The organism is Bacillus stratosphericus (assembly GCF_020524495.1).
Classification (GTDB): Bacteria; Bacillota; Bacilli; order Bacillales; family Bacillaceae; genus Bacillus; species Bacillus stratosphericus_B.
Genome location: NZ_JAIVLB010000001.1, coordinates 57,517 through 70,766, shown reverse-complemented (window position 1 = coordinate 70,766; position 13,250 = coordinate 57,517). Strand labels below are relative to the sequence as shown.

The 13,250-nt window shown below is 39.8% G+C and carries 11 protein-coding genes and 1 pseudogene; 9 read left to right on the top strand and 3 right to left on the bottom strand.

Translation table 11 applies throughout. From position 1 onward, the window contains the following. The 4 genes from ricA (at window position 1) to mutL (ending at window position 5,868) form a co-directional block, all read left to right on the top strand. Window positions 1-435, top strand: a complete 435-nt coding sequence (ricA, locus tag LC033_RS00435) for a regulatory iron-sulfur-containing complex subunit RicA (protein ID WP_226566339.1) — start codon at window positions 1-3, stop codon at window positions 433-435. A gap of 262 nt (window positions 436-697) precedes the next feature. Next, window positions 698-1,243 (top strand): outer spore coat protein CotE, encoded by a 546-nt coding sequence (gene cotE, locus LC033_RS00430; protein ID WP_226566338.1) that lies wholly within the window; start codon window positions 698-700, stop codon window positions 1,241-1,243. A gap of 125 nt (window positions 1,244-1,368) precedes the next feature. Then, the gene (mutS, locus tag LC033_RS00425) at window positions 1,369-3,945 is read left to right on the top strand and encodes a DNA mismatch repair protein MutS (protein ID WP_226566337.1); all 2,577 of its coding nucleotides are present in this window, start codon (window positions 1,369-1,371) and stop codon (window positions 3,943-3,945) included. Window positions 3,946-3,966: 21 nt separating this feature from the next. Beyond that, entirely contained in the window at window positions 3,967-5,868 is a 1,902-nt protein-coding gene (mutL, locus tag LC033_RS00420) for a DNA mismatch repair endonuclease MutL (RefSeq protein ID WP_226566336.1), read from the top strand. 37 nt (window positions 5,869-5,905) lie between these two features. On the opposite strand, the pseudogene bslA reads toward mutL, so the two are convergent. Beyond that, window positions 5,906-6,420: pseudogene (gene bslA / locus LC033_RS00415) on the bottom strand (biofilm surface layer hydrophobin BslA). Between the two features lie 149 nt (window positions 6,421-6,569). Beyond that, entirely contained in the window at window positions 6,570-6,971 is a 402-nt protein-coding gene (locus LC033_RS00410; RefSeq protein ID WP_226566335.1) for a hypothetical protein, read from the bottom strand. Between the two features lie 594 nt (window positions 6,972-7,565). Here LC033_RS00410 and LC033_RS00405 point away from each other — a divergent pair. The 3 genes from LC033_RS00405 to LC033_RS00395 all read left to right on the top strand — a co-directional run bounded on the left by LC033_RS00405 (window position 7,566) and on the right by LC033_RS00395 (window position 9,981). Beyond that, the gene (locus LC033_RS00405; RefSeq protein ID WP_226566334.1) at window positions 7,566-8,039 is read left to right on the top strand and encodes a CarD family transcriptional regulator; all 474 of its coding nucleotides are present in this window, start codon (window positions 7,566-7,568) and stop codon (window positions 8,037-8,039) included. Window positions 8,040-8,404: 365 nt separating this feature from the next. Continuing rightward, window positions 8,405-8,590, top strand: a complete 186-nt coding sequence (locus tag LC033_RS17125) for a poly-gamma-glutamate hydrolase family protein (protein ID WP_226566438.1) — start codon at window positions 8,405-8,407, stop codon at window positions 8,588-8,590. A 242-nt stretch (window positions 8,591-8,832) separates the two neighbouring features. Then, entirely contained in the window at window positions 8,833-9,981 is a 1,149-nt protein-coding gene (locus LC033_RS00395) for a Rap family tetratricopeptide repeat protein (RefSeq protein WP_226566333.1), read from the top strand. 88 nt (window positions 9,982-10,069) lie between these two features. Here the strand turns inward: LC033_RS00395 and LC033_RS00390 are convergent, their stop codons facing one another. Further along, window positions 10,070-11,395 carry a S8 family peptidase gene (locus tag LC033_RS00390; RefSeq protein WP_226566332.1) on the bottom strand — a complete coding sequence of 442 codons (1,326 nt, stop codon included), beginning with the start codon at window positions 11,393-11,395 and terminating at the stop codon, window positions 10,070-10,072. Window positions 11,396-11,960: 565 nt separating this feature from the next. Between LC033_RS00390 and LC033_RS00385 the strand changes: the two genes are divergently transcribed. Next, window positions 11,961-12,695 (top strand): poly-gamma-glutamate hydrolase family protein, encoded by a 735-nt coding sequence (locus LC033_RS00385; protein WP_226566331.1) that lies wholly within the window; start codon window positions 11,961-11,963, stop codon window positions 12,693-12,695. Between the two features lie 81 nt (window positions 12,696-12,776). Next, window positions 12,777-13,226, top strand: coding sequence for an OsmC family protein (locus LC033_RS00380; RefSeq protein ID WP_226566330.1), 450 nt, complete (start codon window positions 12,777-12,779; stop codon window positions 13,224-13,226). Window positions 13,227-13,250: the final 24 nt, after the last annotated feature.

Sequence of the window (13,250 nt, the reverse complement as noted above, 5' to 3'; positions counted from 1 at the left end):
ATGACGCTTTATTCAAAAAAAGAGATTGTCGAGCGTGCAAGAGAGCTCGCTAAAATGATTTCTGAAACAGAAGAAGTTGATTTCTTCAAGAAAGCAGAAGCGCAAATCAATGAAAATACAAAAATTTCGACGATCATTAATCAAATTAAGGCACTTCAAAAGCAAGCTGTAAATTTAAAGCATTACGGCAAACATGAAGCCTTGAAGCAAGTCGAAGAAAAAATCGATGCACTGCAAGAAGAACTGGATGACATCCCGGTGATTCAAGAATTCAAAGAATCACAAATGGAAGTTAACTCATTACTCCAACTCGTAGCGCACACGATTTCTAATCAAGTAACGGATGAAATCATTCTTTCAACCGGCGGTGACCTCTTATTAGGAGAAACAGGTTCAAAAGTGGAAAACTCATCACCAAGTTGCTCCATTAAATGAGAAAACCCCAAAACCCCGCAGATGCGGGGTTTTTTGTTACCTATGATATATATTTTTGAAAATCGAATTACCATATCTTCAACTCAATCACCCCTCATTCTACCACTCTCCAACTTTTCCAATTTTCAAGGCAAGTTTATGGGCGATCATGCATACACTGAAACAGAAATGAATTTAATTGAACATGAAGCTTAAAATCGTGACACACTAGACGAATGCCCAGCATAAGATAAAACGATCAAGAACAAGGAGGCATGCCGGAATGTCTGAATACAGAGAGATTATTACAAAAGCGGTGGTTGCAAAAGGGAGGAAATTCACCCAAAGCACACACACCATTTCTCCATCGCAAAAACCAACCAGTATCTTAGGTGGTTGGATCATTAATCATAAGTATGATGCTGAAAAGGTCGGAAAAACTGTTGAGATTGAAGGAACGTTTGATATTAACGTGTGGTACTCTTACGCTGACAACACGAAAACAGAAGTGGTCACAGAACGTGTAAAATATGTAGACATCATCAAACTGAGATATAAAGATAAAAATTTCCTAGATGATGAACATGAAGTGATTGCGAAAGTATTGCAGCAGCCCAATTGCTTAGAAGTGACAATTTCTCCAAATGGCAATAAAATTGTCGTTCAGGCAGAGCGGGAATTTATTGCTGAAGTGGTAGGAGAAACAAAAGTTGTCGTAGAGGTCAATTCAAGCTGGAAAGAAAAAGATGATCATGAATGGGAAGAGGAAGTGGATGAAGAACTAGAGGATATTCATCCAGAATTCCTAGCAGGTGATCCAGAAGAGTAATTGATGACTAGGGCGCATATTCCCCTAGTTTTTTTGTGTCTTGATCTAGGCGAAAACAGGCTGTTTTTTATGCTATAATATAAGTTGGTATGAATTCAAAAGTAATATAGTGAGGGATTAGAAATATGGCAAGTTATACGCCCATGATACAGCAATATTTAAAGATCAAGGCAGATTATCAAGATGCCTTTTTATTTTTTCGATTAGGCGATTTTTATGAGATGTTTTTTGATGATGCAAAAAAAGCGGCACAAGAACTAGAAATTACTTTAACAAGCAGAGATGGCGGGACGATCCCAATGTGCGGCGTTCCTTATCATTCTGCTTCTGCATACATAGAACAGTTGATTTCAAAGGGCTACAAAGTCGCCATTTGTGAGCAGGTGGAAGACCCTAAAACCGCAAAAGGTGTGGTCAAAAGAGAGGTCGTTCAACTGATTACACCAGGTACGGTGATGGACGTCAAAGGGCTTAGTGAAAACGAGAACAACTTCATTGCATCTGTTTCCAGTTTTCACAATGGGTATGGCCTTGTGCTGTCCGATTTATCAACAGGGGAAAACATGGCTGCTTTCATCGAACGATTAGATGAGGTCGTGTCTGAAATTTACTCTGTCGGTGCAAAAGAAATTGTGGTTTCAAAAGAGTTGAATGGAGAAACAGTGAAGATCCTTAAAGAGCGCTGTCATGCTACAATTTCTTACGAAGATAGCGAAGAATTAATAGATGAACCAAAGTCGCTTGTTTCCCACCTTGATCATAATTTACGGTCAGCATTTTTAACACTATATGCTTACATAAGAAGAACGCAAAAAAGAAGTCTTGATCATCTTCAGCAAGTACAAGTGTTTGAGCTTGAACAAACCATGAAAATTGATCTGTACTCAAAGCGAAATCTTGAATTAACAGAAACCATCCGTTCAAAAAGCAAGAAGGGTTCTTTATTATGGCTGCTAGATGAAACAAAAACAGCGATGGGCGGAAGACTGCTCAAGCAATGGATTGATCGACCGCTCATTCGCCTTCCGCAAATTAAGGAACGTCAGGAAATGGTCCAAATCCTCATGGATCATTTCTTTGATCGAGAGGATCTGCGTGAACGACTAAAGCAAGTATATGATCTTGAGCGTCTAGCGGGCCGTGTGGCATTTGGAAATGTGAATGCCCGCGATCTCATTCAACTGAAGGAATCCCTAAAGCAAGTACCGGCTATTAAAGAGCTCGTTCATTCCTTGCCAGAGGAAATGGCGAAGTCTAGAGCAAATGATATGGATCCTTGCGGCGACTTGCTTGATTTATTAGAAGATGCGCTTTATGAGAATCCGCCGATGACGTTAAAAGAAGGCAATTTGATTAAAGATGGTTACAATGCAAAATTAGATGAATATCGTGATGCCAGTCGAAACGGCAAGGACTGGATTGTGCGGCTTGAACAGCAAGAAAGAGAATATACAGGCATTCGTTCTCTAAAGGTCGGGTTTAACAAAGTATTTGGTTATTATATCGAAGTGACACGGGCGAATACGCATCTATTGGAAGAAGGCCGTTATGAAAGAAAACAAACCCTTGCCAATGCAGAGCGGTATATTACACCTGAATTGAAAGAAAAAGAAGCCCTTATTCTTGAGGCAGAATCAAATATTAGCGAATTGGAATATGAACTATTTACCGCACTCAGGGAACAAGTGAAAGCATACATTCCTAGATTACAAATGCTTGCAAAGCAAATGAGTGAGCTAGATGCGATGCAATGCTTTGCCACTGTCAGTGAAAAGCGCCGGTATGTCCGTCCAGGATTTTCAGAGGATGCGGTAGATGTCATTGATGGCCGTCACCCTGTCGTTGAAAAAGTGATGGATCATCAGGAGTATGTGCCGAATGACTGCCATATGGGAAAAGGGAGACAAACCTTACTCATTACTGGACCGAATATGTCAGGGAAAAGCACTTATATGAGACAAATGGCACTTATCTCGATTCTTGCGCAAATTGGCTGTTTTGTGCCGGCATCAAAGGCGACCCTTCCGATATTTGATCAAATCTTTACACGTATTGGTGCGGCAGATGATTTGATTTCTGGTCAAAGTACTTTTATGGTAGAGATGCTCGAAGCAAAAAATGCAATGGTGCATGCAACGAAAAACAGCTTGATTTTATTTGATGAAATTGGGCGCGGGACAAGCACCTATGATGGGATGGCTCTTGCACAGGCGATCATTGAGTTTGTTCACAATCATATTGGTGCCAAAACCCTTTTCTCCACACATTACCATGAGCTCACTGTACTCGAATCCCAATTAAGCGAGCTGAGGAATGTCCATGTACGAGCTGAAGAGCATGAGGGGACGGTCGTTTTCTTACATCAAATCAAAGAAGGTGCAGCTGACAAAAGCTATGGCATTCATGTAGCGCAGCTTGCTGATTTGCCTCATGCGATCATCGATAGAGCCCAGACCATATTAACGGAACTTGAGAGTGGATCACATGAAGTTATTTCGCAGGTATCGGCATCTCCAAAAGCAGAAAAGACCGAGGAGAAACAGCAACTTTCTTTCTTTGAAGTGGAAGAAAAACCGCAAACCAATGCTGTTCTCAAAAATAAAGATCAAGCGGTGATTGAAGAATTGAAGTCATTCAACTTAATGGATATGACACCGCTTGAAGCCATGACAAAGCTATATGAATTGCAGAAGAAATTATAATGTACGGTGAGGTGAGCATAAATGGCCAAGATCATTCAGTTATCTGATGACCTATCAAACAAAATTGCAGCTGGTGAAGTAGTCGAACGTCCGGCCTCTGTTGTAAAGGAGCTTGTTGAAAATGCGATCGATGCAACCAGTACAGTCATTGAAATTGATGTAGAAGAAGCGGGTCTTTCTTCTATTAGAATGATTGATAATGGCGTTGGGATCGATGCTGAAGATTGTAAGCTCGCCTTTCAACGACATGCGACGAGCAAAATAAAAGATGAAAATGATCTGTTTCGTGTTAGAACGCTCGGTTTTAGGGGAGAGGCGCTGCCAAGTATTGCCTCTGTTTCTCACCTAGAAATGAAGACAAGTACCGGTGAAGGAGCTGGAACACACCTTGCCCTGCAAGGCGGAAAGATCATTTCAGAGAAAAAAACCTCTGGCCGGCGCGGCACAGAAATTGTGGTCACCAACTTATTTTATAATACGCCAGCCCGTTTAAAATACATGAAAACCGTTCATACGGAGCTTGGCAATATATCGGATGTCGTCAACCGAATTGCGCTTGCTCATCCAGAAGTATCGATTCGCTTGCGTCATCAAGGGAAAGTCTTACTTCAGACAAATGGAAACGGGGATGTGCGACATGTGCTTGCGGCCATCTATGGAACGGCCGTGGCGAAAAAAATGCTGCCATTGCACATAGAGTCACTTGATTTTGAAGTGAAAGGGTATATTTCCTTACCAGAAGTGACAAGAGCATCGCGGAATTATATGTCTTCTGTTGTAAACGGCAGATATGTGAAGCATTTCCCACTCGTGAAAGCCATCCATGAAGGGTATCACACGTTGCTTCCGATCGGCCGCCATCCGATTACATTTATCGAAATGAACATGGACCCTATCCTAGTAGATGTAAACGTACATCCATCAAAACTTGAAGTGAGACTTAGTAAAGAACAAGAACTTCATGAGCTGATCAAACAAGGTATTAAGGAATTATTTCAAAAGCAGCAGCTCATTCCAAATGCTCAGGTGTCAAAAAAAGCACTAATACCAGTTGTGAAAAATGAGCAGCAATCCTTAACCTTCGATTCAAAACAAGCAAATACAGGCGTAAGGGAAACACCTCTATCCTATCAGCATGTCTCGCTCGAATCGGTTGTAGAGGAGACGAGTCAGAACGAAGCATACGGGAACCCTGAACCGGAAAGTAAGGGAGCATTTTTACCAGTATCGAATGAAGAAAAGCAGTCCGCTAGTGTTCAAATAGAGGAAGCCGCAGCTTCTCTTGAATATGAGGAGACTGTGCTCAAAGAAGATGAAACTGAAAACACTTCTGAAAGCGAACGTGTTCCTGTGATGTATCCGATTGGCCAAATGCATGGCACGTATATTTTGGCCCAAAATGAACGAGGGCTTTATATTGTCGATCAGCATGCGGCTCAAGAGCGAATCAAATATGAGTATTATCGTGAGAAGGTAGGAGAAATCGAACAGGAAGTGCAAGAAATGCTCGTCCCATTAACTTTTCACTACTCTAAAGACGACATGCTGATAATTGAAGAGCATAAAGATATTTTAGCAAAAGTGGGTGTCTTCTTAGAGCCCTTCGGATCAGGAAGCTATATCATTCGGTCTCACCCGCAGTGGTTTCCAAAAGGGGAAGAGGCCGAACTCATCGAAGAGATCATTCAGCAAGTGCTTGATGAGAAGCGTGTTGATATCAAAAAGCTGAGAGAAGAAGCGGCGATCATGATGAGCTGTAAAGGCTCTATTAAAGCAAATCGTCATTTGCGTCATGATGAAATCAAAGCCTTATTAGATGAACTCCGGCAAACAAAAGACCCATTTACATGTCCTCACGGCCGGCCGATCATCATTCATCATTCGACATATGAAATGGAGAAGATGTTTAAGCGGGTGATGTGACCAATTAGAAAAAGCGATATTAGAGCGCTTTTGTTAATTAGCATCCGAAAGTATTTGGCGGTGTGACGACAACTGGTCGTTTATTAATATCAATCGTATCTTCTGCATAAAATGTGGAACCAAATGCTGATCGCACGATTTTCTGCGTGGAACGTATATGTACCTGTAGCAGGTAGTACTTTATGTGAAAGCTGTAATGTATTTTGTGAACTTCCAAATAAATCGATTCTAGCCGGAATGCGGACGGTTTTTCCGCTGTTCAAAATGTGGCTGTTTTTTAACGCTTTTCCGTTGATGATATCTTTTGTTGTGGCTTGAAAGCCCGCAGGTAACGTGAACTCAACTGCACCGATACTTAGGATATAATTTGGACGATATGTCAGCTCAATGTCAGAAAAAGACCATTCCTGCTTACTTGCTCCTGTAATTTTTGCATAAAGTGCAGCTGGTCTTGCATTGGTCGAAGCTTTGCAATCCTCCGTTTTGGTTCCTTCGGCAGATGTGGCAAGGTGGTACCGATAATGCCATGACTAGTGTAAGCATTCCCATCATTAAAATTGTCATGTTTTTCCATTTCTTGATTCCCCCCACAGTTGATTATAGGTAAATAATAGATGATTTCATCCATTATTTACCTATAAATTTGCCATATTCCTATATGGGGTTGAATGGTATATTATACCCTTCTTCTTCCTTTTTGTTTAGTAATAGCGATGGTGAAACGAATTTGGTTGATTCATTCCGTAAGTGTGACCAGTCATTTGATGGTTTGGCGGCATCATCATATGCATATCTTGATACCCATATGGATGATAAGGAGTAACCCCATATCCCCCATAGTGGCCTAGATGTTGGTGATCGTTCATTGGAACATTTGAAAATGAATCATACTGTTTCGTAAATGGGGAATATCCTGAATGGTGGTGCGGATAGTGTCCGCTATAAGCATCTTTTTTACCGGTATGATAATGATTTGGCATATTCATAGGGTCATGCATATTTGGTGCAATCACATGCTCATGATTGGCTGTATACACATTTTCAAACGTGTGATAGGGATTTCCTTGATGCTCATGATTGGTCTGATTATTCATATTGTTCATTTGTATCTCATCCTTTTTGTCAGGTTACCATATCCTATGAAGATCACCAGGTTCATGAGCTTTTCCATATGAAAGAAAAGAGATTACACATGAAAAAAACCGGCTTTTCAGCCGGGAAAAGAAAAAGCAGGTAAAGCGTCAAACACTAAAATGAGTTGCGATGTCTTTTTTTGCGACGCTTCTTACATCTTATGCAGACACTTTTAGGATAATAATAGGGATCGTAGCTTCTAGAAGTATCCCAAAAATCGTTCTCAAACCAATCATCTTTTTTATGATAAGACTTTTTTTCTTTACATGGATCAACATGGTGATGATCGTCATGCTTTTTATAGCAGTTTGAGTGGGAATGTTTGCACTTGCATTTGCACCTGCGCATTGTTATCCCTCCTAAATGTGACTCAATGCTAGTATATGCAAGGAAGATGCATGAGGACTGGATAAAGGCGCTTCTTTTGTAAAAAAAGGCTGATTCTCTAAAAACTTAAATAAAAAGAATTGACTAGTGCTAAATTAACATGATAAAATATAAATTTTTATCCTCTGATGAAATGTGTTATAATCATAATGTGAATACTTTCGGAGGTGGCGGATTTGTTTCAAATAGGTGATAAAATTGTTTATCCTATGCATGGAGCCGGTGTGATTGAAGGAATGGAAGAAAAAGAGATTTTAGGTAAGACGCAGGAATATTTTCTGATTCAAATGCCCAATATGCAGATGATGATCCCAAAAGGCAGAATCAATCAACTAGGTATACGTCCGGTAGCTGATCAAGCAACGTTGAAAGTTGTGATGAACAATTTTGCAGAAGAAACAAACGACGACACGCTTACTTGGAAGCAAAGATATGATGAAAATCTAAAAAAGCTAAAAACAGGTACAATTGAAGATGGTGCAGCCGTTGTCAAAGACCTGATGAGACGAAATCAGAAGAAAGCATTAAATTCTAGCGAAAAGAAGATGCTTGAAGATGCACGGGGCATGTTAGTGAGTGAAATTTCACTTGCGCAAGGACTGTCGCAAGATGAAGTGCTGTCAGCTTTAGAAAATGAATTAAGAATTTAATGATGGATATACAGAGACTTGCTGTAAACAGATGGGCATATACCTTTTGTTTGCAGCTTTTTTTGTCTAAAGAAGAGTAATATTTCCATTTTTGTGGGTTTTTTGGACTAAAACTGAAATAAGGTCATAGGATTTAGTTCTCCTGATTCATTCAATTGGGCCGGACATTCTTTGGAATCTCTTAGCCACTGATAGTAAAATAATGCGGTGAGATGAAAAGGCTACTTATATGTGAGTTCATATTTCTGATCCTGTGTGCTCTTTTAATGGTGAAATGCAGTCATTCCAAAACAACAATCGAGCTTGCATATCACGAGTACAAAGTTTGATGAACCCATTTTGGTTCAAAAACATATCCCTTTTCTATTTCCATCCATGGTTATAAAAGTGATAAAAGGCATACGCTTGTTGGTGGAACAAACGAGAAAATGGCAAGAGCTGTCGTAAGGATCGAGCCTTTTCTGCAGAAATGGTTCAAGAAGTGCGCGGCTTTTTGGAACAGATTCAAAAAACATTATTATCAAAATTCGATGGTGAAAGTGTTCAGCTAGAAATTAGTAAAAAAAGCATTTAGACGCTATATTAGTGCTATAAAAGAAGTGCTCAGAAAATTCGATCCATCTTCTTAGAAAAAGGTTTTCATGGGTAAAAACACTCTATTTAAACTTGGTAAAAAAGATAGAAATCTGCAAATTTGTCATATAATATGAAATAAATAACAATTTGCCTTAAAATCATAAATTATGTAAAATAATAGTTATCAGTTTGATATGATAGAATGGGGCTGAAGTAGATGGCACACAAAATACCATCTTCCGAAGTAGGTGTAAAAATCAATCAATGGTACACACATATTTGCAAATTTGAAGTCGAACAGGCAAACGACATGAAGCGTCTTGTTGAAGAAGAGATTCATGATATGGAGGAGGATCAAGATTTATTACTTTATTATTCTCTAATGGATTTTCGCCATCAAATGATGCTTCAGTACTTATCGTCAGTCGATACAGGGAGTGAAATGCTTCAAGCGGTGTCCTTTCCTAAAGAAATTGAAGATGCAGAAGATGAGATGACGGGCTTACTGGGCTATTACTTCCATTTTTTTCATGGAATGTATGCATTTATCCAGCGCCGGTATATCGAGGCCATTTCATATTACAAGCATGCTGAACATCAACTGATCTTGGTGACCGATGAGATCGAAAAAGCGGAATTTTACTATAAAATTGCTGAAGTATACTATCATATGAAACAAACCTATTTCTCTATGCATTATGCCAAAAAAGCGAGAGACATCTATAAGAAACATCAGCTTTATGGAAAAAGAAGCATTCAATGTGATTTTGTCATGGCAGGTAACTGGATTGATGTGAGTCAGCACCAAAAAGCGCTTCCTTATTTAGAAAAAGCGTTAAAAGTCTGTGACGCGATGGAAAGACAAGAGTGTTCGTCTTATTTTAAAGCGATGGCCCTCAATAACTTAGGTACTTGTCATTATAGTATGGGAACGTACCATACCGCGACCGTCTTTTTTGAAAAGGCCATTTCACTTTATCAAAAAGATCAAGCGTCAACGATGATCAAGTCATTGTTTTCACTTGCCCTTACTTGTTTTAAACTCGGATATATAGAGAGAGCGAGTGAGGCATTAACCGAAGGAATGAACCAGGCTTGTTTATTGGAAGATGAGATTTATCAGTTGAAATTCCAATTTTTGCAGGCGCTTTATATAGAGAAAGACAGCTGTGATCAATTGAGATCAGTACTTTTTGGTTTAAGAAGCAAAAAGATGTTTGCTGATTTAGAGGAATTAGCACTTGATGCGGCTAATTATTATAAGGAACGCGACATGTACAAGGAATCTTCCACTTTTTTTGAGATTGTGATCGAAGCGCGTACGTACATACAAAAAGGAGATGAGATGTATGAGAACGAAGCATAACATGTCAGCTGCTCAAGTAGAAGAAAGACTGCACACTTAAAAACGTAACACAACACCCTTTACGAAAAAACGTAAAGGGTTTTTTTATTTATTCTTTGATCGCTTTTTCTGCGTCAATCGCACCTGCTCCGTAAATCATCGGATCATCTCCAGACAACTTTCTTGTATTTTCTGTTAATAGGGTTTTGACATCATCAGGCGTTAAATCTGGTGAATGCTCTAATAAGAGAGCGCAAATACCAGCGCAAATCGGTGTTGCCATAGATGTGCCAGATAACGTTGTATAATCATCATCGACTCTGCTTGACTTATCTAGTTTATCCAGAAATGATCTTGGTGATCTGAGGGAGACGATATTCACTCCTGGTGCGAGAATATCAGGCTTTGCTTCTCCATAGACAGTCGGCCCCCTGCCCGAAAATGGTGCCACGACATCATCACTTGATTCTGGTGTGTTTCGATCATCATAGGCTCCGACCGTAATGACTTTTTGACTGACGGCAGGGCTTGAAATCGTTTGACTGTTAGGACCAGAGTTACCGGCAGCAACGCAGACAACAATGCCTTGATCCCAAGCCGCATTGACAGCTCTCACCATTGGATCATCTTGCTCGTCATCATAACGCTGGGCATCTCCGCCTAGTGACATACTCATTATGTGAATTGGATCATCAGGGTGGTCCTCGTTGAACTGTATGCACCACTCAACACCTTCTATAATAGTAGAAAGTGATCCAGCTCCTTGTTTATTTAGCACTTTCACGCCAATAACATTTGCTTTTGGAGCAGATCCTTTGTATAAGCCGTCTGAGGCTGCTCCGTCTCCAGCCACATCTCCAGCACAGTGAGTACCGTGCCCATTATCGTCATAAGGTTTCTTTCTTTGTTTCACTAAATCCACAAAATCGCGAATTCTCCCATCTATATCTTCATGTGGATAAATTCCCGTGTCAATGACAGCTACCGTAATGCCTTTACCGGTTAATGTCGTGCCATTTCGGATGACTTGATCAGTATGACTTGCTTGTGATGCCACATCAAGTAGTGCATGAACTTGTCGGTCTAAATAAATTTTGCGAATATGTTCACCGTTCGCTAACAGTTCCTCTAAAGCAGCAGGCGTAAGATCAGCTGCACAGCAGTCAATGCGTGAGAAATGCTGTTTAATGTTTGTTTTTCGGATTTTTTTTATGAGTTGTTTTGTGCTTTGAATTCCCGCTTCGACGGCATCTTCCTTAAATTCGATGATTACGCGAAGCTTCTTTCTCTTCTTTAATTTTCCTTCAAAAAAACGATGAAGAAAACAAGGCGTCCATTTAAAAGGTTTATATAGGTGAAGAACGGTCTCTCTTAAAGGTTGATCTAGTTTACTAGCATGCGTTCTAACCATTTGCACCATGGAAAATCCAAACATGTGTTGTCCTCCATTCTAGCTATCCATTCTCGTTCACTCTTACGTTATGAGAATGACAGCTGCTTTGTTCGGATTCTTGTCCCTCCTTTTCTTTATATTGGCGGCTTGCTTATTTTTTGAAAAGAGAAGGTTTACATTTTATAGAAAAAGGTGGAAGTTATGTAGAATCTGCCGATGATAGGTGGGAGAGTTCTTCTTATAGAACCAGTGAAACAATGGATTTGCAGAAAAAAAGGGGGTTATGGACAGGGTCATTGCTCATACAAATCTGATTCGTCACAGACGGAAAAAATCAAATCCACATATATAAAAGCTGAATTAAAGAAAAAGACTTTGATAGGAATAGGGCATTTTCAACATAATTTCATTTGGTTGTCATACTATTCTAACTCTGTTTTCAAATAGCAGTGGAGTTTCTGTGTATATAAATGCAATTATCTTATTTTTGAGGAATCTTATGATCTAGAGTGTCATGATCAAATTTTAATGTGGAAAAAATGTAAATAATTGATGATTCAATATTAATCATAGAAACGGCTTAGAAATCTGTTGAAGGAGAACGGAAATGAAGAAGTTTTTTGCTTTTTTTCTCCTGCTTGCAATCGGATGGGGCGTTTATTATACCATGCAAGCACAGGAACATGATGAGCCAGTGTCATCACGTGAGGAAGACGAAAGCGGTTCAAATGATTTGTATCGCAATTTTAAAGAACTGGAAGAGAACGAATCAACAACCAGTTATCAAATTACAGCCAACCCTATGCCCGGCAGCAGCCTTCTTGTGATGTCACCTCATGGCGGGAGAATTGAAGGTGGCGTTAGTGAGATCGTCCATTTTTTTGATAACGATTTTTCAACGTATTTATTTGAAGGTTTTAGAGAGAATGCATCAGAACTTCATATTACAAGTGCAAACTTTGATGAACCAATCGGAGTCGCACAGGCAAAAGCACATGATTACGTATTAGCAGTACATGGATACAAAGGTGAAGAAGGAATTGACCATACACTTGTTGGCGGAACAGATTACGACCGTGCTGAGAAAATCGTGAACTCATTAGAGCGGAACGGATTTTCGGCTAAACTTGCTGTTGCACATGCAACCCTAAGCGGAACGAGCAATCATAATATTAATAATCTTACAAAAACAGGGCAAAGTGTGCAGCTTGAGATTAGTAGGAGTCAACGCGAAGCATTATTTGACAGTTTCGATTATCGGCGGCGGTCAAGTACAAAAAATGAGACGTTCTACCGTTATGTGAGGGCGATCCGGACGGTACTGGATGAAGAATTTACTTAAGGATTGATTGTGCACATCTTAAGACAATCAGGGGGAATTCTTGTTACACTATAAAAAGTGATAACAAAAGGAGAGACAGATATGGCGTGTCATCATTTTCATCTCCAGGCAAATTGGCCTGGTCTGCGTAACGATGTTGGTACAATCGCTTGTGAACAATTAAAAACGAAGATTTCAATTCCAAAGGAAATGGAAGGTCCAGGCATCGGAACAAATCCAGATGAGATGCTCTTAGGTGCAGCGGCCACGTGTTACATTATTACTCTTGCAGCATTGATGGAGCGGAGTCAATTAAAGAAAGAGGATCTATCGATGAGCTCTGAAGGAGTCGTAGATGTGACAAATGGTGTGTTTACATATGAGAAAATTATCCATCGGACTGTCGTGATCCTCAAAGAATCCGCTTCCACACATGATATTGAGCTGGCTCGTAAGCTTGCATATAAAGCCGAAAGCTCATGTATGATTTCAAGAGCTGTTCAGGGAAATGTGGACATTTCCTTGGAAGTAACCATTCAAGTCGGGCGTTAAGATAAAAATTAAACAATACGAGTC

Excerpts from the sequence above, each read along its gene's own strand:
- ricA (WP_226566339.1), top strand. The coding sequence starts at position 1 with ATGACGCTTTATTCAAAAAAAGAGATTGTCGAGCGTGCAAGAGAGCTC.
- cotE (WP_226566338.1), top strand. The coding sequence starts at position 698 with ATGTCTGAATACAGAGAGATTATTACAAAAGCGGTGGTTGCAAAAGGG.
- mutS (WP_226566337.1), top strand. The coding sequence starts at position 1,369 with ATGGCAAGTTATACGCCCATGATACAGCAATATTTAAAGATCAAGGCA.
- mutL (WP_226566336.1), top strand. The coding sequence starts at position 3,967 with ATGGCCAAGATCATTCAGTTATCTGATGACCTATCAAACAAAATTGCA.
- LC033_RS00410 (WP_226566335.1), bottom strand. The coding sequence starts at position 6,971 with ATGAACAATATGAATAATCAGACCAATCATGAGCATCAAGGAAATCCC.
- LC033_RS00395 (WP_226566333.1), top strand. The coding sequence starts at position 8,833 with ATGGCACACAAAATACCATCTTCCGAAGTAGGTGTAAAAATCAATCAA.
- LC033_RS00390 (WP_226566332.1), bottom strand. The coding sequence starts at position 11,395 with ATGTTTGGATTTTCCATGGTGCAAATGGTTAGAACGCATGCTAGTAAA.
- LC033_RS00385 (WP_226566331.1), top strand. The coding sequence starts at position 11,961 with ATGAAGAAGTTTTTTGCTTTTTTTCTCCTGCTTGCAATCGGATGGGGC.
- LC033_RS00380 (WP_226566330.1), top strand. The coding sequence starts at position 12,777 with ATGGCGTGTCATCATTTTCATCTCCAGGCAAATTGGCCTGGTCTGCGT.